This is a genomic window from Achromobacter sp. NPDC058515, from assembly GCF_042721735.1.
In the GTDB taxonomy this organism is placed as follows: Bacteria; Pseudomonadota; Gammaproteobacteria; order Burkholderiales; family Burkholderiaceae_B; genus Achromobacter.
In genome coordinates this window covers 1-23,888 of record NZ_JBHXNI010000026.1, presented here as the reverse complement: position 1 = coordinate 23,888, position 23,888 = coordinate 1, and the positions used below count along the sequence as shown (strand labels likewise).

Here is a 23,888-nt window from a genome sequence, read left to right as displayed (position 1 = left end):
TCGGGCAGCCGCCCCGGCGCATGGGAAGACACCCTAGTTAAAGGCCGGCTATAACCTATATACAATAGTCGGCTTGCCCTATCCATGGCTCGCGCGGGGATGGGCGCATAAAAACATAGCTATAAACCCAAACAGACTCAAACGCAGGAGAATTCAATGTCCGTTATCGATACCGCCAGCCTCGTCGTGGCCCAGGCCGCCGCTCCCGAAGGCAACGCGCTGATGGGCATGCTGCCCATCATCCTGATGTTCGTGATCCTCTACTTCCTGATGATCCGTCCGCAGATGAAGCGCCAGAAGGAACACCGCAATCTGATCGCCGCCCTGGCCAAGGGCGACGAAGTCGTCACCGCCGGCGGCATGCTCGGCAAGGTCACCAAGGTCAACGACAGCTACGTCACCGTCGAAGTCTCGGAACTGGCCGACAAGCCCGTCGAAGTCATCATGCAGAAGTCGTCGGTCTCGACCGTGCTGCCCAAGGGAACCATCAAGGCCCTGTAAGCGTCCTACAAGAGCCCCGACGGGGGCTCTTGTCTTGATGGCGCCTACCGCCGCCCGCCGCGCTCGCCGCCCGGGCGGCCCTTTCATCTCTTTTACATGAAGTAGCCGGCAATGAACCGCTATCCCCTCTGGAAGTACATTACGGTCCTGGTCGCGGTCATCATTGGCCTGCTGTACACGCTTCCCAATTTCTACGGCGAATCCCCCGCCGTCCAGGTTTCCAGCGCCAAGGCCACCGTCAAGGTCGACCCGGCCATGCTGAGCCGCGTGGAGCAGATCCTGGCGGACGCCAAGATCCCCCACGAAGGGGCCTATTTCGAATTGAACGGCACCCTCGGCACCGTGCGCGCCCGCTTCCCGTCCACCGACGTGCAGTTGCAGGCCCGCGACCTGATCGAAAAATCCCTCAACACCGTCCCCGGCGATCCGCACTACACCGTGGCGCTGAACCTGCTGCCCGCCTCGCCTCCCTGGATGCGCGCGCTGGGCTGGTTCGCCCCCAAGCCCATGTACCTGGGCCTGGACCTGCGCGGCGGCGTGCACTTCCTGCTGCAAGTCGACATGCAGGGCGCCCTGACCGCCCGCTACGACTCGCTGTCCGCGGACGTGCGCTCGGTGCTGCGCGACCAGAAGATCAACGTGGCCGGCGTCGAACGCTCGGGCATGGGCATCGCCGCCACCTTCGCCAACACGGACGACCGCGACCGCGCCATCTCGACCCTGCGCACGCGCCTGCCCGACCTGGAATTCACCGAACGCGAAGAAAACGGCAAGCAGCTGCTGATGGCCGCCCTGAACCCGGCCGCGGTCACCCGCGTGCAGGATTCCGCCCTCAAGCAGAACATCAACACCCTGCACAACCGGATCAACGAACTGGGCGTGGCCGAACCGGTCATCCAGCAGCAGGGTTCGGACCGCATCGTGGTGCAGCTGCCCGGCGTGCAGGACGTGGCCAAGGCCAAGGAACTACTGGGCCGCACCGCCACGCTGGAAATCCGCATGGTCGACGACTCCCCCACCGCGCAAGCCGCGTTGCTGGGCGGCAGCGTCCCCTTCGGCCTGGAGCGCTACAACGACCGCGACGGCCGCCCCATCCTGGTCCGCCGCCAGGTCGTCCTGACCGGCGAAAACCTGCAGGACGCCCAGCCCGGCCGCGATTCGCAAACCCAGCAGGCCGCCGTGCACCTGACGCTGGACTCCAAGGGCGCCCGCATCTTCCGCGACGTCACCCGCGACAACGTCAACAAGCGCATGGCCATCCTGCTGTTCGAGAACGGCAAGGGCGAAGTGGTCACCGCGCCGGTCATCCGCGGCGAAATCGCGGGCGGCCAGGTGCAGATCTCGGGCAGCATGAGCTCCGAGGAAGCCGCCGACACCGCGCTGCTGCTGCGCGCAGGCGCGCTGGCCGCGCCGATGTCCATCATCGAAGAGCGCACCATCGGCCCGAGCCTGGGTGCGGACAACATCTCGAAGGGCTTCTATTCGACGCTGTACGGCTTCCTGGCCATCGCCGTCTTCATCATCGTGTACTACCGCCTGTTCGGCGTGTTCTCCACGATCGGCCTGACCTTCAACGTGCTGCTGCTGCTGGCGCTGCTGTCCATGCTGCAGGCCACGCTGACCCTGCCGGGCATCGCGGCCATCGCGCTGACGCTGGGCATGGCCATCGACTCGAACGTGCTGATCAACGAACGCATACGCGAAGAACTTCGGGCGGGAGCCTCGCCGCAGCAGGCCATCCATCACGGCTTCGAACGCGCGTGGGGCACGATTCTTGACTCGAACCTCACCACACTGATCGTGGGCCTGGCGCTGCTGGCCTTCGGTTCGGGCCCGATCCGGGGCTTCGCGGTGGTTCACTGCCTGGGCATCCTGACCTCGATGTTCTCGTCGGTGGTGGGTGTGCGCGCGCTGGCCAACCTGTACTACGGCCGCAAGAAGAAGCTCACCACGATCTCCATCGGCGAAGTCTGGAAACCGAAGGCAAACTGAAATAGGGCGGACGGCCCGCGCCGTCCGCCACAGAAAAGAACCGAAGGCGAAAAATGGAATTTTTCCGGATTCACCGCACCATCCCGTTCATGCGCCATGCGCTGGTGCTGAACATCATCAGTCTCGTCACGTTCGTCCTGGCGGTGTTCTTCATCGTCACGCGCGGCTTCCACCTGTCGATCGAATTCACCGGCGGCACGGTCATGGAAGTCAACTACGCCCAGACGGCGCAGCTTGAAAACGTGCGCGGCGTGGTCTCCAAGCTGGGCTACACCGACTTCCAGGTGCAGAACTTCGGCACCTCGCACGACGTCATGATCCGCCTGCCCCTGCAGGAAGGCCAGACCTCGGCCACCCAGAGCGAGACCGTCATGGCCGCGCTCAAGACCGCCGATTCCGGCGTGGAGCTGCGCCGCGTCGAATTCGTGGGCCCGCAAGTGGGCCAGGAACTGCTGCACAACGGCCTGATGGCGCTGCTCGTCGTGGTCGTGGGCATCATGGTCTACCTGGGCTTCCGCTTCGAATGGAAGTTCGCCGTCGCCGGCGTGATCGCCAACCTGCACGACGTGGTGATCATCCTGGGCTTCTTCGCCTTCTTCCAGTGGGAATTCTCGCTGTCGGTGCTGGCGGGCGTGCTGGCGGTGCTGGGCTACTCCGTGAACGAATCCGTGGTCATCATGGACCGGATCCGCGAGAACTTCCGCAAGTACCGCAAGGCGGACGTGCATGAAGTCATCAACAGCGCCATCACGCAAACCATCTCGCGGACCATCATCACCCACGGTTCGACGCAGATGATGGTGCTGGCCATGCTGTTCTTCGGCGGCCCCACCCTGCACTACTTTGCCATGGCGCTGACCATCGGCATCTGGTTCGGCATCTACTCGTCGGTGTTCGTCGCCGCCGCGCTGGCCATGTGGATGGGCGTCAAGCGCGAAGACCTGATCAAGCCGGTCAAGAAGGACGGCGAAGAAGGCGAGGCCGCCTGATCCCTCCAGGGCTTCAATACAAAACCCGTCGCTCGCGACGGGTTTTTCATTTGGTTCGCCGGTTGGAAGCCAATTCGTTACCATGACCACACCATGAAACTCACCATCGACCACATCGTCATCGCCGCGGCGGACCTTGCCAGCGGTACGGAATATGTCGCCGGCATCCTGGGCATCGCGCCACAGGGCGGCGGCGCCCACCCGCGCATGGGCACCCACAACCGGGTGCTGGGCATGGCGGGCGGCGTCTACCTGGAAGTGATCGCCATCGATCCGGACGCGCCCCCGCCCTCCCGCCCTCGCTGGTTCGGACTGGACCATGGCGCCGTGCGGGCGCGCCTGGAGCAAGGCCCCTTCCTGGCCCATTGGGCGGCGCGGGTCGAGGCGCCCCTGGACCTGACGCGCATGCAGGCCGAACACCCGGACCGCATCGCGCCCGTCGTCCCCATGACGCGCGGCGACCTGCGCTGGCGCCTGACCGTGCCCGACGACGGCAGCCTGCCCGCCTGGCGCGAAGCCGGCCACGAGGCCGGCGACGGCCTGCTGCCCACGCTGATCCAATGGGACGTGGACGATTACCCGGGCGTCAGCCTGCCGCGCCAGGCGCTGACCCTCAAGCGCCTGACCGGCAGCCATCCCCAGGCCTCGCTGCTGCGGCAGGGGCTGGCCTGGATGGGCACCGACACCCTGATCGACATCGAGCAGGCCATCGGCCCGCCCCGCCTCAGGGCGCAAATCGAAACCGCGCAGGGGCTCAAGACCCTGGCTTGAGCGCGCCCGGCGCGCCGACACCGGCCAATCGGGCAACGCCCCTTCCCCCTTGGAAAACCATCCGATCCGGAGACATCCCATGCCCGCCACCCGCAAGCGCTTCGACGACGAACCCTATCTGGGCCAGTGCGAGGCCACCGTCATCGCCGTCCACCCCGAAGGCATCGAACTGGACGAAACCGTCTGCTATGCCCGCAGCGGCGGACAAGCGGGCGACAGCGGCACGCTCACCCTGGCGGACGGCCGCGTCCTGACGCTGACGGACACCGTCTACGCCGATGACCGCCAGCGCATCCTGCATGTGCTGGACGCCGACGCGGCCCCGCAGGTCGGCGACCGCGTCACCGTCGCCATCGACTGGCCGCGCCGCCACCGGCTGATGCGCCTGCACACCTGTCTGCATCTGCTCGGCTCCCTGGTGCCCGCGCCCGTGACCGGCTGCAGCATTTCCCCGGATTCCGCGCGCATCGACTTCGACCTGCCCGAATCCACGCTTGAGAAAACCGACCTGACGGCTCGCCTGAACGCCCTGATCAGCGCCCGCGCCGATGTCGCCATCACCGGCATCACGCCGGAAGAACTGGCGGCGCAGCCCGACCTGGTGCGCACCGTGGGCGCCGCGCCCCCGGCCGGCGCCGCCACGATCCGCATCGTCGAGGTTCCCGGCGTGGACCGCCAGCCTTGCGGCGGCACGCATGTGGCCAATACCGGCGAGATCGGCGCCGTGGTCGTCACCAAGATCGAGAAAAAAAGCCGGACCAACCGCCGCGTGGTCGTCGGCTTCGCCTGAAGCGCCCTGCCCGGCTCGCGCCATAAAAAAAGGGCCGCGCTCGCGGCCCTGCTCGTTTCCGGTGCGCAGGCTTACGCCTTCTTCCACCAGTTCCACGGCGCGCGCAGCGGCCATTGATACTTGCTGGACAGCACCCGCGGCGCCAGGACGTGCCCGACCAGCACGGCGATGCCGGCCGCGGTCACCACGTCGGACAGGTAGTGGTCCAGGTTGACCAGGCGGCTCATGGCCACCAGCGCCGCCAGCAGCAGGAACACCCACCGCCAGCGCGGCGCGAGGATGCCCAGCACCACGGCCACGGCGAAGGCGGCATAGGTGTGGCTGGAAGGGAAGGAATTGAACTGCTGGACGCGCGAAAAGGACTCGCCCAGGCCGTAGACCCCTTGCTCGAAGAACAGCTCGGGGCGCGCCCGCGCCACCGTGCGCTTGAGCACCAGCACGATCAGCCCGCCGACCGCCAGGGTGGACAGCATCAGCAGGCTGCCTCGCGCCATCGCGGCAAAGCTCATCCGCACCGGGTTGCGCCAGCCGCGCGCCAGTCCGACCAGGCCGATCACATAGAAGGCGAGCGCCACGCCGATGTAGCGGCCGCTTTCGCCCATTTCGCCCACCCATTCGAAGGACTCGTCGACGCCATCCGACACCGATTTCTGGATCCAGATGGCCAAGGGCAGGTCCACCCACAGCGCGCAGGCGCCGGCCGTCAGCGCCAGGGCGCAGCCCAGTAGCGCCCAGACCGACGGGGAATAGGGGTTGCGGAACTTGTCGAGGGCATGCGCGCCCGGCCCGCCATCGATTACGGGAGCGGCTACCGGAGGCGTCAGGCGATTGGAATTCATCGGTACCGCTCGGAGAATTGATAAAAATTACGGCGGCCTGAAATACGGCCAGCCGTATATCGTAACGGCGGCCGGGCGCAAGACCAAGAAACAATTTTCTCGCAAGCGTTAAAATTCCTTCTTTCCTACCATTCAGCCCCCGGGATCTACACCCGTCACGGCGCCCATCATGCAAGAAACCTCCCTCAAGCGCGTGGACACCCCTCGCGACGGCGGCAACGCCGCCCTGCCCCCCGCCGATGCCGGCGCCGGCTCCCCCCGCAAACTGTATATCCGCACCTTCGGCTGCCAGATGAACGAGTACGACTCGGACAAGATGGCCGACGTGCTGCGCGGCGACCAGGGGCTGGAGCTGACGGACAACCCGGAAGAGGCTGACGTCATCCTGTTCAACACCTGTTCGGTGCGCGAGAAGGCGCAGGAAAAAGTCTTCTCGGACCTGGGCCGCGTGCAGCATCTGAAGAAGACCAATCCGAACCTGGTGATCGGCGTGGGCGGTTGCGTGGCCAGCCAGGAAGGCGAGGCCATCGTCAAGCGCGCGCCCTATGTCGACGTGGTGTTCGGCCCGCAAACGCTGCACCGCCTGCCCGACCTGATCAAGCGCCGCCGCGACGAGGGCCGTTCGCAGGTGGACATCAGCTTCCCGGAAATCGAGAAGTTCGACAACATGCCGCCCCCGCGGGTCGACGGCGCCACCGCGTTCGTCTCCATCATGGAAGGCTGTAGCAAGTATTGCAGCTTCTGCGTCGTGCCCTATACGCGCGGCGAGGAAGTCTCGCGCCCGTTCGACGACGTGCTGATCGAAGTGGCCGACCTGGCCGACCAGGGCGTGAAGGAAGTGACGCTGCTGGGCCAGAACGTGAACGCCTACCGCGGCCGCATGGCGGACTCGGACGAGATCGCCGACTTCGCCATGCTGCTGGAATACGTCCACGAGATCCCGGGCATCGAACGCATCCGCTACACGACCTCGCACCCCAAGGAAATGACGCAGCGCATGGTGGACGCCTACGCCCGCCTGCCCAAGCTGGTCTCGTTCCTGCACCTGCCGGTGCAGGCGGGCAGCGACCGGGTGCTGGCCGGCATGAAGCGCGGCTACACCACCCTGGAATTCAAGTCCGTGGTGCGCCGCCTGCGCGCCGCGCGTCCCGACCTGACGCTGTCCTCCGACTTCATCGTGGGCTTTCCCGGCGAAACGGAAGAAGACTTCGAGAAGACGATGAAGCTGATCGAGGACGTCGGTTTCGACACCTCGTTCTCGTTCGTGTATTCGCGCCGTCCGGGCACGCCCGCCGCCGACCTGGCCGACGACACCCCGCAGGACGTGAAGCTGCGCCGCCTGCAGCGCCTGCAGGCGCTGATCAACGAGCAGGCGGCAACCATTGCCCGCAACATGATCGGCACGCGCCAGCGCCTGCTGGTGGAAGGCCCCTCGCGCCGCGACCCGAACGAGCTCATGGGCCGCACCGAGAACAACCGCATCGTGAATTTCCCCGCGCCCGCGCGGCTCATCGGACAAATGGTCGACGTCGTCATCACCGAGGCGCACACGAATTCGCTGCGCGCCCGCGTGGCCGACGTGGACCGCACTTCCCAAGAGGCTGAATGACCACTCCCCGCTCCCGCGCCCGTCGCAGCATGCCCGCCGTCGTGACCCTGGACGGCGACAACACCCACCTGGCCAATCTCTGCGGGCCGCTGGACGAGAACCTGCGCCAGCTTGCCGACGGCATGAGCGTCAAGCTGTCGCGCCGCGGCAGCCGCGTCACCATTGAAGGCGAGCTGGCCGAACTGGCCGGGCGGGTGCTGCGCCGCTTCCACGAGCAGGCGGTGCACCGTGCCCTGTCGGTGGACGACATCCAGCTGGGCCTCGTCGAGATCGGCGTGGGGCGCCAGGAAGAAAAGCTGAAGGAAGAGGCGCAGGAGATCGACCCGCTGCCCGCCCTGGACGACGAAAGCGACGGCGTCGCCCTGCGCACCAAGCGCAGCGACCTGCGTCCGCGCACGCCGCGCCAGCGCGACTACCTGAACAACATCCTCAAGCACGACATCACCTTCGGCGTCGGCCCCGCCGGCACCGGCAAGACCTGGCTGGCCGTGGCCTGCGCGATCGACGCCATGGAACGCGACACGGTGCAGCGCCTGGTGCTGACCCGTCCGGCCGTCGAGGCCGGCGAGCGCCTGGGCTTCCTGCCCGGCGACCTGGCGCAGAAGGTCGACCCGTACCTGCGCCCGCTGTACGACGCGCTGTACGACCTGATGGGCTTCGAAAAGGTGCAGCGCCTGTTCGAGAAGCAGACCATCGAGATCGCCCCGCTGGCCTATATGCGCGGCCGCACGCTGAACCACGCCTTCGTCATCCTGGACGAAGCGCAGAACACCACGCCCGAGCAGATGAAGATGTTCCTGACCCGGATCGGCTTCGGCAGCAAGGCCGTCATCACCGGCGACCCGTCCCAGGTGGACTTGCCGCGCGGACAGGACAGCGGCCTGGCCCACGCGGTGAAGGTGCTGCATGACGTGCAGGGCATCGCCACCACCCGCTTCACCAGCCGCGATGTCGTGCGCCATCCCCTGGTCGCCCGCATCGTCGACGCCTACGAACGCGCCTCCGAAAATGAAGCCTGAGCTGTCCCTGTCCGTCCAGTACGGGGTGGAAGAAGCCCGCCTGCCCCGCTGGCGCCTGCGCCGCTGGGCGGAGCGCGCGCTGGCCGCCGCCGCGGATGACGGCCTGGTCGATTTCTCGGCCGCCGAGCTCAGCCTGCGCCTGGTGGGCACGGCCGAAGGCCGGCGCCTGAACCGGGACTTCCGCGGCCGCGACTACGCCACCAACGTGCTGACGTTCGAGTACGGCGTGGACCCGCTGGGCGTGGCGCGCGGCGACATCGTGATGTGCGTGCCGGTGCTGGCGCGCGAGGCCCGCGAGCAGCGCAAGGCGCTCCTGGACCATGCCGCCCACCTGACCATCCACGGCGTGCTGCACTCGCTGGGCTATGACCACATCAAGGCCCGCGACGCCAGGCGCATGGAGGCGCTGGAAACCGCCACCCTGGCCGCGATCGGCATCGCGGACCCCTACGTCGCCCCCTGATTGCGGCCATCGGGGTCTACCCTGAGAAATTGCCCGAAAATGGCGTGCAGCAAGGCGCAGATCGCGTCGGTTGCACCCATTTTCAGGGGTCGCGTTACAAATTGGAAGCCAGTTTCGGTTATGCTGGGCCCTCCATAACTTGTCCTCCCGGACGATGTCTGACCCTTACCCTGCTCCCGAAGCGACCCCTGCTCGCTCAGCCAAACCCGCCACCAAATCCCTTCTAGACCGCCTGCTTTCCCTTGTGCGCCGTGAGCCCGAGGACCGCGAAGGCATCAAGGCCATTCTGGAAGCCGCGCACGAACGCCAGTTGCTCGACGCGGAGTCGTACAAGATGATCAAGGGCGCGCTCGCCGTGTCCGAAGGCACCGTCGGCGACATCATGGTCCCGCGCTCGCGCATGGACCTGCTGGACGTCACGCAGCCCCTACCCTACCTGGTGGCCTCGGTGATCGAGACCGCGCATTCGCGGTTCCCCGTCTACGAAGGCGACCGCGACAACATCATCGGCATCCTGCTGGCCAAGGATCTGCTGCGCTGCATGCTGGAACCCGGCATCGAAGTGCGCACGCTGGTCCGCCCCGCCGTGTTCATCCCGGAATCGAAGCGCCTGAACGTGCTGCTGCATGAGTTCCGCGCCAGCCGCAACCACCAGGCCATCGTCATCGATGAGCATGGCGGCATTTCCGGCCTGGTCACGATGGAAGACGTGCTGGAACAGATCGTCGGCGACATCGAAGACGAATTCGACGAAACCGAGGAAGACTCCATCTTCCCCGAAGGCGAAAACCAATGGCGCGTGCTGGCCGCCACCGACATCTCGCATTTCAACGAGGTGTTCGGCTGCCAGTTGCCGGACGATGAATACGACAGCGTCGGCGGATGGATGGGCGGCCAGCTCGGCCGCATTCCGCGCCGCGGCGACTATGCCGAATTCGACGGCCTGCGCATGGAAGTGGCGCGCGGCGACGCGCGCCGCGCCATCTGGCTGCGCGTCAAGCGCAACGCCGCGCCCCAATCCGACCGCCCCGCCGCCGACGAATGAGCAGCACCCCGCGCGGCCGAATCCTGCGCGGCGCCGCCGGCCTGGTGCTGGCGGGCGCCGTCCACGCCCTGACTTTCGCGCCCGGCCCCTTGCCGGATTGGGCGCTCGCCATCACCCAGATCCTGGCGCTGGCCATTCTTGCCCGCGTCACGCTGTATGCGCCGTCCGCCAGGCAGGCATGGATGCGTGGCTGGCTGTTCAGCTTTGCCAGCTACGCGCTGGGCCTGTACTGGATCTTCATCAGCCTGCACCGCTACGGCGACCTGTCCGCGCCGCTGGCCGTGGCCGCCGTGCTGGCGCTGTCGGCCTTCCTGGCGCTGTTCCCGGCCTGCGCCAGCGCGCTGACGCGGCGCTATGCGCCGCTGGCATCCGATTCCACGCCGTCCCGCATCCTGTCCGGCACCCTTGCCTGGGCGGCACTGTGGGCCGCATTCGAATGGCTGCGCGCCGTGCTGTTCACCGGGTTCCCGTGGCTGAACATCGGCTATGCGCAAGTCGACAGCCCGATCGCCGGCTGGGCGCCGCTGCTGGGCGTGCATGGCATGGCGTTCCTGGCCGCCTTCGTCGCGGCGGCCCTCGCCAGCCTGTGGCAGCCCTCCCGAAAGAGCCGCCTCGGCTCGCGCCATGCCCTGGCCGCGGGCGTTGCCGTGGCCCTGGCGGCTGCCGGCTGGCCGCTGTCGCGCATCGGCTGGTCCGCGCCCGTGGGCGATCCGCTGAACGTGCGCCTGGTCCAGGGCAACATCGAACAATCCCAGAAGTTCGACCCCGCTTTGCTCGAACAAAGCCTGGTGCGCCACTTCGACCTGACGGCCATGCCGCCGGCTCCTGGCGCCCCTGCCCCGCAAATGGTGATCCTGCCCGAGACCGTGCTGCCCATCTTCCAGGACCAGCTCGACCCGCGCGTATGGGAAGCCTGGCGCAACCTGGCCGCGCGGCGCAACGCCGTCATCGCGATGGGCGTGCCCCTGCATGACCGCGTGAACGGCCGCGACCGCTACACCAACAGCGTCATGGGCTTTGACGGCAACACCCCGGTCGAGCAGCTCGTGGCCGGCAACCCCGCCATGCGCTACGACAAGCGCCATCTGGTGCCCTGGGGCGAATACGTGCCGCCCGGGTTCCACTGGTTCGTGAACATGCTGAACATTCCGCTGGGCGATTTCGATCGCGGCGCCGAGCGCCAGACGCCCTTCGCCGTGGGCGGCCAGCACATCGCGTTCAACATCTGCTACGAAGACCTGTTCGGGCCCGACCTGCTGCCGGCGCTGCAGCCCGGCGCCAACGGCGAACCGGGCGCGACCATCCTGGTGAACGTCAGCAACCTCGGCTGGTTCGGCGACACCTGGGCCCTGCGCCAGCATTTGCAGATCGGGCGCTTGCGCACCATCGAAACCGCGCGCCCCATGCTCACGGTGACCAACACCGGCATTACCGCCGCCATCGACGCCCGGGGCCGCGTGGCCGCCCAGCTCGCGCCGCTGCAAGCGGGCGTGCTGCCGGTGTCGGTGCAGGGGATGACGGGGCTGACGCCCTATGCGCGTTTCGGCGACAAGACCGCGCTGGCCCTGATCGGGCTGGCGCTCATCGCCGCGGTGGGCAGCGGACGCAAGTCGCGCCGCGCCTGATCCGCCTTCACGCGAACAGGTTCGCGGGCAAGGAGCCGTTCTCGTCGGGCGGGCGCAGCGGGCCGGCGCCCGCGCCCGTCAGCTCGATCGCATCCGCGATGGCCTGCATGTCGTCGGCATCCAGTTCCAGTTCCGCCGCGCCCAGCAAGCCATTGACCTGAGCGGCGCTGCGCGCGCCCACGATGGCGCCCGTCACGCCTGGCCACGCCAGCGTCCAGGCCGCCGCCACGGCGGCGACGGTCGTGCCGTGCTGCTCGGCGATGGGCTTGAAAGCATCGGCCAACGCCAGGTTGCGCTCAAGATTGGGCGGCATGAATTCCGCATGGCGCGCGCGCCAGTCGTCCTCTGGCAAGGCCTGCGCGCGCTCCACGCTGAAGCGTCCGGTCAGCAGGCCCGACTGCATCGGGCTGTACACGATGACGCCCGTGCCGTTTGCCGCGCACCACGGTATGAGGTCGCTGCCCGCCGCGCGCTGGATCGCCGAGAACGGCGGCTGCAGCGTGTCCACGTGGCCCAGGAATTGCGCATGCTGGAGCTGCGCAAGATTGTGGTTCGACAGGCCGACCGCCCTGACCTTGCCCGCCTGCTTCAGGTCCAGCAGTTCCTGCCAGTACGTTTCCAGCGGCGTGCCGTCGCCCGCGGGCCAGTGCATCTGGTAGAGGTCGATGCGCTCGACGCCCAGCCGGCGCAGCGAGTCTTCGATTTCGCGGCGGATGCTGGCCGGCGCGCCGGTGCGCCGCGGCATGGCCTGCGGCTGTTCGGCGGACCACGTCAGGCCGCACTTGGTGAAGACGTAGGGGCGCTCGTCCGGCGCCATCTGCGCCAGGGCGCGGCGCACGATCTCCTCGGAGTGGCCCAGCCCGTACACCGCGGCGGTGTCGATCCAGTTGATGCCGCGGTCCACTGCCAGCCGGATCGCGGCAATGGAGTCGGAATCGTCCTGCGGGCCCCAACCCACCGCCCAGCCGTTGCCGCCCATGGCCCAGGCGCCCAGTCCGATGCGCGTGATGTCCATGCCGCTGCGGCCCAGCGCGCGGGTGGGAAAGGAGGTTTTGCTGCTCATGGAATCGCGCTCATGTGTCGATGTCCTTTGCCTGTGCGAAGGCAAATTCCGCCGGTTTCCTTACGAAAAACCACACGGACGAATAAAAAAATTTCTGTTTACGATAGCATCCGCACAACTCTTTGATTTTGCTGGATTCTGCACCAATCGCCATGCAGCGCTGACTCCCGCCACCTCCTGAAAAGCCGCCGATTCAAGCGTTCCAACCCTCTTTTTTCGCAACTTTTTGGCTTTTTGCCATGAAGCGACTTGCACACCTAATTCAGTTCGTGCATAATCTCGTTTCTTCGCCAACGGCACTAAACAAAACCGGCAACGAACTACGAAAAAACGCACCATAAAACGTGGGTTCCAGTTCGTAAAACGTTGAACGGATTGATTAGAGAAACGGGGGTATAGCTCAGCTGGGAGAGCGCTTGCATGGCATGCAAGAGGTCAGCGGTTCGATCCCGCTTACCTCCACCAGTCAACAGCGAAGAAAGCAGTACGGCAAGTCCTAAGTCCCCTTCGTCTAGAGGCCTAGGACATCACCCTTTCACGGTGAGTACAGGGGTTCGAATCCCCTAGGGGACGCCAGTTCACTGGCAGCAGTATGCAGTAAAAGAAGCAGTAAATAGATGCAGTTGAAGTGACAAAGTAGTTGAGTAAGCCGCTGCGGAGCGGTAGTTCAGTTGGTTAGAATACCGGCCTGTCACGCCGGGGGTCGCGGGTTCGAGCCCCGTCCGCTCCGCCAAAAGCTCTCTCGCTCAGAGTCTTTCAAGAGCTCCGTTTTCGGGGCTTTTTGCTTTTATAGAGTGTGAGACCTTGTTGTCTGAAGTTTGGGGCATCAGGGATCCCTGGGGGTATAGCTCAGCTGGGAGAGCGCTTGCATGGCATGCAAGAGGTCAGCGGTTCGATCCCGCTTACCTCCACCAGTAAAGCAGTACGATAGTAAAGTTGTTCGTTCAGGTCCCCTTCGTCTAGAGGCCTAGGACATCACCCTTTCACGGTGAGTACAGGGGTTCGAATCCCCTAGGGGACGCCAGCTTCATCTGGTATGTAGCACCAAGCTGCCTTGACACCGCAGTGTAGTATTGAAGTTCAGTAAAGCCGCTGCGGAGCGGTAGTTCAGTTGGTTAGAATACCGGCCTGTCACGCCGGGGGTCGCGGGTTCGAGCCCCGTCCGCTCCGCCAAAGCACTTTGTGCTTTACGCAAGTCGCCGCTTTCAGCCGCGCCCATCAAAAGCTCCGGATTCCGGAGCTTTTTGCTTTTGCGCCTGCCCATCCGCGCGCGGGCCCCGCGCACTCCCCCCTTCCCTCTGTCTCGTCCGTTTTGCCCTCTGGACAGCGTGGCGGCGCGCCGTCATCCTGTACGTATACGCCATGCGAAGACAAGAGGCCTACGTGACCCCCAACGACGCCGCACCCCAAGCACACCGCCGACACCTGCAAAGCATCATCGCGGGCCTGCACGAAGGCATCATCCTGCTTGAGGCCGACGGCTCGATCGGCTGGGCCAACGCCAGCGCGCTCAGCCTGCACGGCGCGGAGGATCTGGATGAGCTGGGCGGCACGCCCGCCGGCTACCGCAAGCGCTACGCGCTCACCTACCGCAATCATCATCGCGTGCCGGCGCGCCAATATCCGCTGGACCGCCTGGCGGACGCCGAGGAATTCGAAGAGCTGCTGCTGGACCTGGCCCGCAAGGACGACGAGGAATTCCTGCGCCATATCCGCGCGAGCGGCCTGAACCTAGACGACAACGACGGCGTCCGCTACCGCGTGCTGATCCTGCACGACCAGACCGGGCAGATCAACGCCGAAGAGCGCTTCGAGCGCACCTTCGCCGCCAATCCCGCCCCCGCGCTAATCTGCCGCCTGTCCGACCTGCGCTACGTAAAGGTCAACCAGGGATTCCTGGAAATGACGGGCTACACGCGCGAAGCGGTGCTGGGCAAATCCGCCTACGAGCTGGATGTGCTGGATGGCGGCGAGGACAAGGAGGCGGCCGTCGCCAAGCTCAACGATGGCAAGACCATCGCGCAGCGCGAAGGCGTGGTGAAACTGCCCGATGGCGGCGCCAAATTCGTGATGGTCGCCGGCCAGCCCATCGACATGCAGGACGAGCCCTGCATGCTGTTCACCTTCATCGATCTGGAAGCCCGCAAGCGCATCGAGGTTGCGCTGCGCGAAAGCGAAGAACGCTTCTCCAAGGCCTTTCGCCTGGCGCCCGTGCCCATGGCCGTATGCGACGGCGTCACCATGAACGTGCTGGAGATCAACGAGGCCTACTCGGCGGCCACAGGCGCCGCCACGCAAATCGACGGCGACCGGGAGCTTGCCGAACTGGGCCTGCGCCCCTACGAAGGCATGATCGCCAGCCTCAAGCGCGGCGAGAGCGCCCGCAACCGGGAGGCCACGCTGACGGCGCTGGATGGCGGAGAGCTGGACTGCCTGGTGTCGGCCGAACCCGTCATGATCGGCGGCCAGCGGCGAGTGCTGCTGGTGATGCAGGACATCACCGAGCGCAAGCGGTCCGAGACCGAACTGCTCACGGCCATCGAGGCCGTCATGCAGGACACCTCGTGGTTCAGCCGCGGCATCATCGAGAAGCTGGCGCAACTGCGCGAGCCCGCGCCCGCCACGCGCGACGTCGCGGAGCTGGCGCAGCTCACCTCGCGCGAACGCGAGGTGCTGGGACTGCTGTGCCAGGGCCATGACGATGACGGCATCGCCAAGACGCTCAAGCTGTCCCGCAACACCGTGCGCAACCACGTGGCCACCATCTACAGCAAGATCGGCGTGCACCGGCGCAGCGCCGCCATCGTCTGGGCGCGCGATCGCGGCATCACGGGACATGAGCACGCCCGCGCGCGGGACAAGCGGCCCAAGCCGTGAGAGACCCCTGAATTTACAAATTGAATCAAAATAATCAGGCATGCGGCGTCGCCGAAGATGACGCCGAGTTAGCCATCAAGGCCGCTCAAAAGCGGCCTTTTTCTTTGAACGACCACCCAATGCGCGCCTAAATCCGGACTTGCGGCACGCATTGCGCAAACCCTGCCCAGGTTCTTACGATCCGCCGATCCTGCCCTTGCCTCAATGGCCTAGCGGCGCGATCCCAGTAAGACCGACAGGAGCCCGACCATGCAGACCGCCTACATCCCCGTCCCGACGGCGCCCAAGCGTTTGCCCGCCCCCGCCTGGAGCGCCGCCGACATCATGGCGCTCTACGAGCTGCCGTTCATGGACCTGGTGTACCGGGCCCAGCAGGCCCACCGCGCCCACTTCGATCCGAACGCCATCCAGCTGTCCAGCCTGCTGTCGATCAAGACCGGCGGCTGTCCCGAGGACTGCGCCTATTGCCCGCAGTCCTCGCACTACGACACCGGCCTGGATGCCGACAAGCTGATGCCGCTGGAAGAGGTCGTGGCCGCGGCCCGCGCCGCCCAGGCTGGCGGCGCGCAGCGCTTCTGCATGGGCGCCGCCTGGCGCAGCCCCAAGCCGCACCACCTGGACGCCGTGGCCGAGATGGTCGCCGCGGTGAAGGCGCTGGGCCTGGAAACCTGCGTCACGCTGGGCATGCTGCGCGAAGGCCAGGCCGAGCAGCTGAAGGACGCCGGGCTGGACTACTACAACCACAACCTGGACACCTCGCCGGAGTTCTACGGCAAGATCATTTCCACGCGCACCTACCAGGACCGCCTGGACACGCTGGACCGCGTGCGGGATGCGGGCATCAACGTGTGCTGCGGCGGCATCGTGGGCATGGGCGAATCCCGGCGCGAGCGCGCCGGCCTGATCGCCCAGCTGGCCAGCATGGAGCCCTATCCCGAGTCCGTGCCGATCAACAACCTGGTGCAGGTGGAAGGCACGCCGCTGGCGGGCGTCGAGGCGCTGGATCCGTTCGAATTCGTCCGCACCATCGCCGTGGCCCGCATCACCATGCCGCGCGCGGCGGTGCGCCTGTCCGCCGGCCGCGAAGCCATGGACGACGCGCTGCAGGCCCTGTGCTTCATGGCCGGCGCCAACTCCATGTTCTACGGCGACGCCCTGCTGACCACGGCGAACCCGCAGATGGAGGCCGACCAGCGCCTGCTGGAACGCCTGGGCATGCGGATCGACGCGGCCCCGCATACGCACCACGAGACCACCGCGTGCCGCTGACTCCCGGCCTGCTGTACCTGGCCGCGAGCGTTTTCTGCAGCGTCACCGTGGCCGTGCTGCTGAAGCTGGCCCGGCGCTGGCAGGTGGACGTGCGCCAGGCCATCGCCATGAACTACGCCGTGGCCGCCCTGCTCTGCTGGACCGTGCTGCGTCCGGACCCCGCGCGCCTGCTGGCGCCGCAGACGCCCTGGCTCGTGCTGGCGGCGCTGGGCGTGCTGCTGCCCAGCGTCTTCCTGGCGATGGCGGCGGCGCTGCGGCACGCCGGCATCGTGCGCAGCGACGCGGCGCAGCGCCTGTCGCTCTTCATTCCGCTGCTGGCCGCGTTCCTGCTGTTTGGCGAACCGGTCAGCGGCCGCAAGCTGGCGGCGATCCTGCTGGCGTTCAGCGCCCTGTACTGCCTGCTGCGCCAGCCCCGGGCGCAGGCGTCCGGCGCCGGCGCGCCCTCGGATCGCCGGGCGATGTGGCTGTGGCCGCTGGTGGTGTGGGCCGGCTACGGCGTGATCGACATCCTGTTCAAGCAGATGGCGCGCAGCGGCACCGCCTTCGCCGGCGGACTGCTGCTGGCCTTCGTGCTGGCAGGGGCGTTGATGCTGGCCTATCTGCTGTGGCGCCGGGTGCGCTGGCAAGCCCGGCATCTGGCGGCCGGCGTGGCGCTGGGCCTGGCCAACTTCGGCAATATCCTGACCTACATCCGCGCGCACCAGTCCCTGCCCGAGCATCCCGCGCTGGTGTTCGCGTCGATGAACATGGGGGTGATCACGCTGGGCACGCTGGTCGGCGCGCTGGCGTTTCGCGAACCGCTGACGCGGTTAAACATCCTGGGCATCGCGCTGGCCCTGTGCGCCATCCTGCTGATGGCGCCCTGGTAAGGACGCCGCCTCAGGTGCCGGTGCGGACCTGGCGCTCGGGCTCGGCGGATTCCCCGGAAAGGTCCGCCGCCGCGGCGTCTTGCGCCCCGGCATCCGCGCGGGCCGGTTCGGGCTCGGTCGGCGGCGGGGGAGCCGCCGACGCGTCGGGCTGCACCATTTCCATGGCCAGGTCGTTTTCGGGATCCACGCGCGGATCCAGCACCGCCGAGGCGGGCGAGCTCTGCAGGGTGTCGGGCATGGCCACGAAGTGCGTGGGCGCCTCGTCCACCTGGTGCGCACCGGTGACGCGCGTGGGGCGCACCTGCCAGACCAGGATCACGGCGCAGGCCGAGATGAAGACGTAATACATGCTGGGGCCGGCCAGGGACATCATCAGCCCCGCGACCATGGGGCCGATACAGGCGCCCACGCCGTAGGTCATGAGCAGCACGGCCGACAGGCTGACGCGGCGCTCGGATTCGACGTGGTCATTGGCAAACGCCGCGCCCAGCGGATAGAGGGTGAACTGCAATACGCCAAAGACACAGGACATGGCGACCAGCGCCCAGTAGGGCAGCGTGATCCAGCCCCACATGACCGTGGGCAGCACCACCAGCAGCAAGGCGTTGAACCGGATCAGGCCGGCGCGGTTGATGCGGTCGGACAGCCAGCCCATGGGCCATTGCGACAGGAGGCCCGCCGTGACGGCGGCGGCCACGAAGATGGCGGCCTGCGAGGTGGACAGACCATGCTTGGCGCCGTAGACGGCCGCCAGGCCATAGAAGGCCCCGGAAAGATTGCCCGCCACGAACAGCACCGTCATGGACAGCGGCACGCGGCGCATGAAGAAGCGGATGTCCAGCGGCGCGGGCAGCGGCGTGGGCGGGTGCGAACGGGCCGTGACGGCAAGCGGCACGAGGCACAGCACCAGGCACATGGCCACCAGGGTCAGCGGCCGCAGGTCCAGCGTGGCGTAGGCGGTCAGGGCCAGCTGCCCCAGCACGGTGCCCAGGCCGGAGACGACCATGTAGACGGAGAACACCCGGCCGCGCTGGTGGTTTTCGGTCTGCTCGTTCAGCCAGCTCTCGATGACCATGAATTCGGTCACCATCACGATGCCGGAAATGACGCGGAACACCAGCCACATCGGCATGGAATCGACCAGCGTCTGGGCCAGGATCATGCTGGTGGCGATGGCCGCGCACGCGACGAACGCCCGGATATGGCCGACGCGGATGATGAGCTTGTGCCCCAGCCGCGCGCCGCACACCAGGCCCAGGTAGTAGCCGGCAATCAGGGCGCCGATCCACACCTCGCTGACCGATTGGGAGGTCAGCCTCAAGCCCATGTAGGTGTTGAACAGACCTGTGCCGATGAGCATCAGCAAGGTCGCAAAATAGAGCGACGAAAAGGATGAGATGGTGGAGAGCATGGCGTCGGCAACCGCTGCTTGCGGTGGCGCGGCGGGCCGCCAGGGCGGCCCGCGCGTTGAGCGGTATAACGGGAACTACGCGGGTCAGGCCTGCGAGAGCATCGTGGCGGCGTCGCTGACTTCGAACTTGCCGGGTGCTTCCACGTTCAGGTGCTTGACCACGCCGTCGACGATCAGCGCCGAGTAGCGCTGCGAGCGCACGCCCATGCCGCGCTGGATCAGGTCCAGTTCGAGACCCAGTTCCTTGGTCCACAGCGCGGAGCCGTCGGCCAGCATGCGGACCTTGCCTTCGGTCTTCTGTTCACGGCCCCAGGCGCCCATGACGAAGGCGTCGTTGACGGACACGCACCAGATTTCATCGACGCCCTTGGCCTTCAGGGCAGCGGCCTGTTCCACGTAGCCGGGCAGATGCTTGGCCGAGCAGGTGGGCGTGAAGGCGCCGGGCACGGCGAACAGCGCGATGGTCTTGCCGCGGGTCAGGTCGGCGACCTGGAACGCGTTGGGACCGAGCGAGCAGCCGGCGGTTTCGGTTTCGATGAATTCGGTCAGGGTGCCATCCGGCACGCGGTCGCCGACTTTGATCGTCATGTAGATCTCCAGGAATGAGGGGCAATGCATTGAGGCAGGATCGCCTCACAGGCACCATCATAGTTCCTGCGGAGCCGCGCTGCAGCCTTCGGCGGGCGGGGAAAAGAAGATGCACAGTCTGAAACGACTCAACACGGCCGCTACACGGCCCGGAAACGGGTGGTTGCCATAATGCCGTGGTAACCATCGCCCGCCGCGGCTGTGCTGGATGCGGCCCCGGGGGGCTTCATAGGGAGGCTTTTCGATGCGTAAGATCTTGACCACCGGGCTGGCCTGGGCGCTGGCCGCCGCCGCCCCGGCCTGGGCGGCTCCGGACGCCGCCGAACAGGCCCAATTCGATTCCTTCGTCGTTGCCGCGGGCGCCTCCAATGGCGCTGCCCGCGCTTGCGGCGCCTCCGAACCCGACCTGGCGCAGCATCAGGCCACGGCCCGCAAGAACCTGCAGCGGTACGCCGCGGAGTATGAATTTTCCGCGGGAGGGTATGACGCGCTGTACCAGAAGGGGCTGGCGCAGGGGAAGACGATGATGGATGAGATGAAGCGTTCGGGCGTGGATGGCTGCCGGGGGGTGTTGGGGAGCTTTCAGAACGAGCGGGTGATCGGGTATGAGGAGATGAAGAACGCGCTGGCGGAGGTCAGTGATGGCTTGCCGGGAGAGAAGGCGCGATAGGTTTGCGATTGACGGGGGATGGTTCTTGAGGCGCCCGGCAGAGCAAAGAAGGTGTCTGACACCCCAGAAAGAAGGTGTCAGACACCCCATCTCGCGCTGATGCCCCGTAGGTGTCAGACACCGACCCGCCCGTAGGTGTCAGACACCGACCGCGGTGTCAGACACCGGCCCGCCGCCGAATGCGGTCAAAGCCCGTTTTGCTTGAACCAGTCCAGCATCCTGGTCCAGGCCTGCTCGGCCTCGGCCTTGCGGTAGGACGGGCGGTAGTCCGCGTGGAAGGCGTGCGGGGCTTCGGGGTAGATGTCGATGCGCGAAGCCTTGGCGGCGGCCGGGCCCTTGGCCAGTTCGATGCGCATGCGGTCGACGTCGGCCTGGGAGATGCCGGCATCCTTGCCGCCGTAGGCGCCCAGGACCGGGGCCTTCAGGTCGTTCACGACGCTCAGCGCGGATTTGGGCTTCAGTTCGCTCGGCTCGCCCGCCAACTGGCCGTACCAGGCGGCGCCTGCCTTCAGCTTGGAGTTGTGCGCGGCGTACAGCCAGACCTGGCGGCCTCCCCAGCAGAAGCCCAGGATGCCCAGCCTGTCGGGGTCGCCGCCGTTGGCCGCTGCCCAGGCGGCGGTGGCGTCCAGGTCGCTTCGAACCTGGGAGTCCGGCACCTTGCCCACGATCTCGGCCTGCAGTTTGGGGATCTCGGTGTATTTGGAGGGATCGCCCTGGCGCGCATAGAGTTCCGGCGCGATGGCCAGGTAGCCGTGGTGGGCCAGCCGGCGGCATACGTCCTGGATGTATTCGTGCACACCGAAGATCTCCTGCACCACGATCAGGGTGGGGAGGTTTTTCTTGCCCTCTGGCGCGGCGCGGAACGCAGGCATCTTGCCGTCCGGGGTGGGGATGTCGACCTTGCCCGCCAAAAGCCCCTTGGCGTCGGTGGAGATGGCGGTCTGCGCGACGGCCGGGCCTGCGGCCAGCGAGAATCCCGCCGCCACCGTGGTGGCGATGAAGCCACGCCGGTCCAGCCGCAGCGGCGGAAGCAGGCTGTCGAACTGCGCGTCCTGATCTTTCATCGAGAATCTCCTGGAATAAGACAAGTCCGGAGGGACGCCCTGCGTCCTCTGCGGCCCGCCAAGTTCACTTCAGGGAGAAGTCCACGCGCGAGGGCTGCCCCTCGTCCTTGATGCCATCGGCGTCCAGTTGCGGGGCAACGATGAACACACGATCCGCGAGTCCTTCCTGGGCTTGCAACTTCTCATAAACCGCCTGTGCGCGGGCATCCGCCAGTTGGCGCAACTGGTCCTCGCCGACCGGAGCGACGCCGCGCAGCATCTCCTCCATCTGCGCCGCCGGAACGGACTTGGCCATTCCGATGAAATTGCGCGGCTTGTCCTTGATGTCCGTGTCGTCGTAGACCTCTTCGAGGTACTTGGCACGTTCCGCGCCCGTGACCTCGGCGCCGGCCGGATTGGGCTTCTTGCCGCGCGGCGCGGTGGCGGCGGCCTTGGCGGCGCGGATCTTGGTGTCGACCCAGGCCTGGCGCAGGCCTTCGATGTCGGTCTTGGGATCGGCGCGGCCGCTGATGTCCATCTTCAGGGCGGGGCGGTCCACCAGCGCCTTGGTCAAGGTGTCGATGCGCTGCATGGTGTCTTCGGTGAGCACCGCGCTGCCCGGCGCGAATTCCACATAGGACAGCTCTTCGCCGCCGCCGAACGCCGACGCCAGCAGGCTGAAGGGCGAGGTGACCGCCTTGACCACCAGGTTCAGCAGGACGCGCACGACGATGCCGCCCACGGAAAACTCGGGGTCGTCCAGCGAGCCGGAGATGGGCAGGTTGATATCGATGTTGCCGCGCGAGTCCTTCAGCAAGGCCACGGCCAGCAGCACCGGCAGCTTGGTGGCGTCGGGGCTGTTGGTCTTGTCGCCGAAGGTGAGCTGGTTGAGCACCACATGGTTGGTGGCCTGCAGGGCGCGGTCCTTGATCTTGTACTGCAGGTCCACCGACAGCTTGCCGCGCTTGATCGGGTAGCCCACGTACTTGGCGGAATAGGTGTTGAAGCGCGGCAGGTCCACGCCCTTGGCGGACGCCTTCAGGTCCAGCGACAGGAACTTGGCGAAGGGCTGCACGACGCCGCTGATGGACAGGGGCGCGGTCGTGTAGACCCGGCCCGTGACCTTGACCTTGGCGGGCTGGGGATTGGTGGACGAAACGGCGGTGATGCCGCCCTCGATGCTGGACAGCTCCGCCACATAATTGGGCTTCACGAAGCGGTCGGTGAAGGTCATGCGGCCGCGGTTCAGGGTCACGCTGTTGACGGAGATGTCCGGCATGGCCGCGCCGCCGCCCTTAGCGGGCTCGGCGGGCGGCGGCGTGGCGCCGGCCGGGCTCTGGGTGTCCTGCGTAATGGAGCCGCCGGCCTGGCCCGGCGCCGCCACCAGGTCCATGACGTTCAGCCGGCCTTGCGCGTTGAGCAGCACGCGGCCGTAGAAGTCTTCCAGGGCGATGTCGCCCAGCCGGGCGCCGATCTTGTCGCCCGCCACCGAGACGTCCATGCCGGAAAAGCCCAGCCGCTTCCAGTTCAGGAAGTCGTCCTTGTTGACCCGGTCCTGCAGGTCGACATCCGTGATTTCGACGCCGCCCTTCCAGGCGGCCTTCATGGGGGCGTTGCCGGCGGCGGCCGTGAACTCGGCGTTGCCCTTCGCGCCCAGCGTGATGGCGCGCACCGTGGCGTTCAGGCGGGAGGCCGCGTACGGGGCGAAGGACGCGACGTTCAGTCCGGACAGGTCCACGGCAGTTTTGACGGTCAATGGCTGCGGGGTGAAGGCGCCCTGCAGGTCCAGCTTGCCGTTGCCCTGTATGCCGGCGGCCGCCAGCGTGAAGTTGCTCTGGCCGGGCCCCATGGCCAGGCGGTCGGCGGTCACGCGCAGGGTCTGCAACGCGATGTCCACCGCAGGCTTGAGCGATTCGTCCCGCGCCTTGAACTGCGTCAGGTCGGCCTGCACGGCGGTGGCGGACACATCCACCGCGCCGTTCTTTTCCCGCACGTGGACCTGCGCGCTTGCGCCCAGCCGGCCGTCCAGCAGCACGATCGGCGCCGCGTTGCGCACGGCCGGCGCCAGGGGCGCGAGGGCCACGTTGCCCAGGCGCACGCCCAGTTCGAGCGACAGCGGCTTGATCACCAGCGGGCCCTTGGCGCGCAGCCAGCCGCCGTCGGCGCTGTTGTCCATGGTCAGCCAAAGGTTGATGGGCTGGTCCGGGGCCTGGGGCAGCGCCACGCCCTCGACGGTGGCGGCCAGGCCGGTCATCGCGTAGTCCAGCTTGCTGATCGCGTCCGTGACGTAGACCTCGCCTTCATGCAGGTTGAAGGCGTCGAGCGTGACCTTCCATTCGCCGGGCGCGGCGGGCTGGGGCGCGGGCGCGGCGGCGGCGGGGGAATCCGGCGCGGCAGGGGCCGACGTGGCGGCGGCGGGGGAGCCCGGTGTGGCGGCGGGCGCAGGGGCCGCGGC

At 66.9% G+C, this 23,888-nt stretch carries 20 protein-coding genes and 6 tRNA genes; 20 read left to right on the top strand and 6 right to left on the bottom strand.

The genetic code is table 11. From position 1 onward, the window contains the following. Positions 1-156: 156 nt before the first annotated feature. From yajC to ACFWP0_RS28825, 5 genes are all read left to right on the top strand, one after another. Positions 157-501 (top strand): preprotein translocase subunit YajC, encoded by a 345-nt coding sequence (gene yajC / locus ACFWP0_RS28845; protein WP_054451553.1) that lies wholly within the window; start codon positions 157-159, stop codon positions 499-501. A 111-nt stretch (positions 502-612) separates the two neighbouring features. Next, on the top strand, positions 613-2,493 hold the full coding sequence (gene secD / locus ACFWP0_RS28840) for a protein translocase subunit SecD (RefSeq protein WP_377848083.1): 1,881 nt from the start codon (positions 613-615) through the stop codon (positions 2,491-2,493). Positions 2,494-2,546: 53 nt separating this feature from the next. Next, a complete protein-coding gene (gene secF, locus ACFWP0_RS28835; protein WP_377848082.1) occupies positions 2,547-3,482 on the top strand; it encodes a protein translocase subunit SecF in 936 nt (311 codons plus the stop codon). A 93-nt stretch (positions 3,483-3,575) separates the two neighbouring features. Further along, positions 3,576-4,253, top strand: coding sequence for a VOC family protein (locus ACFWP0_RS28830; RefSeq protein WP_377848080.1), 678 nt, complete (start codon positions 3,576-3,578; stop codon positions 4,251-4,253). 79 nt (positions 4,254-4,332) lie between these two features. Continuing rightward, the gene (locus ACFWP0_RS28825; protein WP_377848079.1) at positions 4,333-5,043 is read left to right on the top strand and encodes an alanyl-tRNA editing protein; all 711 of its coding nucleotides are present in this window, start codon (positions 4,333-4,335) and stop codon (positions 5,041-5,043) included. Positions 5,044-5,114: 71 nt separating this feature from the next. Here ACFWP0_RS28825 and ACFWP0_RS28820 read toward each other — a convergent pair whose 3' ends face one another. Then, positions 5,115-5,882, bottom strand: coding sequence for a phosphatase PAP2 family protein (locus ACFWP0_RS28820; RefSeq protein ID WP_377848077.1), 768 nt, complete (start codon positions 5,880-5,882; stop codon positions 5,115-5,117). Positions 5,883-6,051: 169 nt separating this feature from the next. On the opposite strand from ACFWP0_RS28820, the gene miaB reads away from it, so the two are divergent. The 5 genes from miaB to lnt all read left to right on the top strand — a co-directional run bounded on the left by miaB (position 6,052) and on the right by lnt (position 11,643). Further along, positions 6,052-7,491: a tRNA (N6-isopentenyl adenosine(37)-C2)-methylthiotransferase MiaB gene (gene miaB / locus ACFWP0_RS28815; RefSeq protein ID WP_377848075.1), complete on the top strand. Its 1,440-nt coding sequence runs from the start codon at positions 6,052-6,054 to the stop codon at positions 7,489-7,491. After that, positions 7,488-8,510, top strand: a complete 1,023-nt coding sequence (locus ACFWP0_RS28810; RefSeq protein WP_377848074.1) for a PhoH family protein — start codon at positions 7,488-7,490, stop codon at positions 8,508-8,510. The genes miaB and ACFWP0_RS28810 overlap by 4 nt, the downstream gene beginning before the upstream one ends. Further along, the gene (ybeY, locus tag ACFWP0_RS28805) at positions 8,500-8,973 is read left to right on the top strand and encodes an rRNA maturation RNase YbeY (RefSeq protein ID WP_377848073.1); all 474 of its coding nucleotides are present in this window, start codon (positions 8,500-8,502) and stop codon (positions 8,971-8,973) included. The genes ACFWP0_RS28810 and ybeY overlap by 11 nt, the downstream gene beginning before the upstream one ends. 154 nt (positions 8,974-9,127) lie before the next feature. Continuing rightward, a complete protein-coding gene (locus ACFWP0_RS28800; RefSeq protein WP_377848071.1) occupies positions 9,128-10,018 on the top strand; it encodes an HlyC/CorC family transporter in 891 nt (296 codons plus the stop codon). Beyond that, entirely contained in the window at positions 10,015-11,643 is a 1,629-nt protein-coding gene (gene lnt / locus ACFWP0_RS28795; protein WP_377848069.1) for an apolipoprotein N-acyltransferase, read from the top strand. Before ACFWP0_RS28800 ends, lnt begins: the two co-directional genes overlap by 4 nt. A 7-nt stretch (positions 11,644-11,650) precedes the next feature. Here the strand turns inward: lnt and ACFWP0_RS28790 are convergent, their stop codons facing one another. After that, on the bottom strand, positions 11,651-12,706 hold the full coding sequence (locus ACFWP0_RS28790) for an aldo/keto reductase (RefSeq protein ID WP_377848068.1): 1,056 nt from the start codon (positions 12,704-12,706) through the stop codon (positions 11,651-11,653). Between the two features lie 389 nt (positions 12,707-13,095). Here ACFWP0_RS28790 and ACFWP0_RS28785 point away from each other — a divergent pair. The 9 genes from ACFWP0_RS28785 (at position 13,096) to ACFWP0_RS28745 (ending at position 17,721) form a co-directional block, all read left to right on the top strand. Then, a tRNA-Ala gene (locus ACFWP0_RS28785) sits at positions 13,096-13,171 on the top strand. A 35-nt stretch (positions 13,172-13,206) separates the two neighbouring features. After that, positions 13,207-13,282: transfer RNA gene (locus tag ACFWP0_RS28780), tRNA-Glu, on the top strand. An 80-nt stretch (positions 13,283-13,362) separates the two neighbouring features. Continuing rightward, positions 13,363-13,439: transfer RNA gene (locus tag ACFWP0_RS28775), tRNA-Asp, on the top strand. A 105-nt stretch (positions 13,440-13,544) separates the two neighbouring features. Continuing rightward, a tRNA-Ala gene (locus ACFWP0_RS28770) sits at positions 13,545-13,620 on the top strand. Positions 13,621-13,654: 34 nt separating this feature from the next. Continuing rightward, positions 13,655-13,730, top strand: a tRNA-Glu gene (locus tag ACFWP0_RS28765). Positions 13,731-13,802: 72 nt separating this feature from the next. Continuing rightward, a tRNA-Asp gene (locus ACFWP0_RS28760) sits at positions 13,803-13,879 on the top strand. 189 nt (positions 13,880-14,068) lie between these two features. After that, entirely contained in the window at positions 14,069-15,583 is a 1,515-nt protein-coding gene (locus tag ACFWP0_RS28755) for a PAS domain S-box protein (protein ID WP_377848067.1), read from the top strand. Between the two features lie 249 nt (positions 15,584-15,832). Further along, a complete protein-coding gene (bioB, locus tag ACFWP0_RS28750) occupies positions 15,833-16,852 on the top strand; it encodes a biotin synthase BioB (RefSeq protein ID WP_377848065.1) in 1,020 nt (339 codons plus the stop codon). Then, complete coding sequence (locus ACFWP0_RS28745; protein ID WP_377848115.1) at positions 16,849-17,721, top strand: EamA family transporter; 873 nt, start codon at positions 16,849-16,851, stop codon at positions 17,719-17,721. Before bioB ends, ACFWP0_RS28745 begins: the two co-directional genes overlap by 4 nt. Before the next feature lie 10 nt (positions 17,722-17,731). Here the strand turns inward: ACFWP0_RS28745 and ACFWP0_RS28740 are convergent, their stop codons facing one another. Beyond that, entirely contained in the window at positions 17,732-19,132 is a 1,401-nt protein-coding gene (locus tag ACFWP0_RS28740; RefSeq protein WP_377848064.1) for an MFS transporter, read from the bottom strand. Between the two features lie 84 nt (positions 19,133-19,216). Beyond that, positions 19,217-19,720 carry a peroxiredoxin gene (locus ACFWP0_RS28735; RefSeq protein WP_377848062.1) on the bottom strand — a complete coding sequence of 168 codons (504 nt, stop codon included), beginning with the start codon at positions 19,718-19,720 and terminating at the stop codon, positions 19,217-19,219. 244 nt (positions 19,721-19,964) lie between these two features. On the opposite strand from ACFWP0_RS28735, the gene ACFWP0_RS28730 reads away from it, so the two are divergent. Further along, on the top strand, positions 19,965-20,390 hold the full coding sequence (locus ACFWP0_RS28730) for a hypothetical protein (RefSeq protein WP_377848060.1): 426 nt from the start codon (positions 19,965-19,967) through the stop codon (positions 20,388-20,390). 185 nt (positions 20,391-20,575) lie between these two features. Here ACFWP0_RS28730 and ACFWP0_RS28725 read toward each other — a convergent pair whose 3' ends face one another. Together ACFWP0_RS28725 and ACFWP0_RS28720 are read right to left on the bottom strand one after the other, a co-directional pair. After that, the gene (locus ACFWP0_RS28725) at positions 20,576-21,454 is read right to left on the bottom strand and encodes a dienelactone hydrolase family protein (protein ID WP_377848058.1); all 879 of its coding nucleotides are present in this window, start codon (positions 21,452-21,454) and stop codon (positions 20,576-20,578) included. Positions 21,455-21,518: 64 nt separating this feature from the next. Then, the coding region (locus ACFWP0_RS28720; protein WP_377848056.1) for a DUF748 domain-containing protein at positions 21,519-23,888 on the bottom strand (2,370 nt) is incomplete at its 5' end.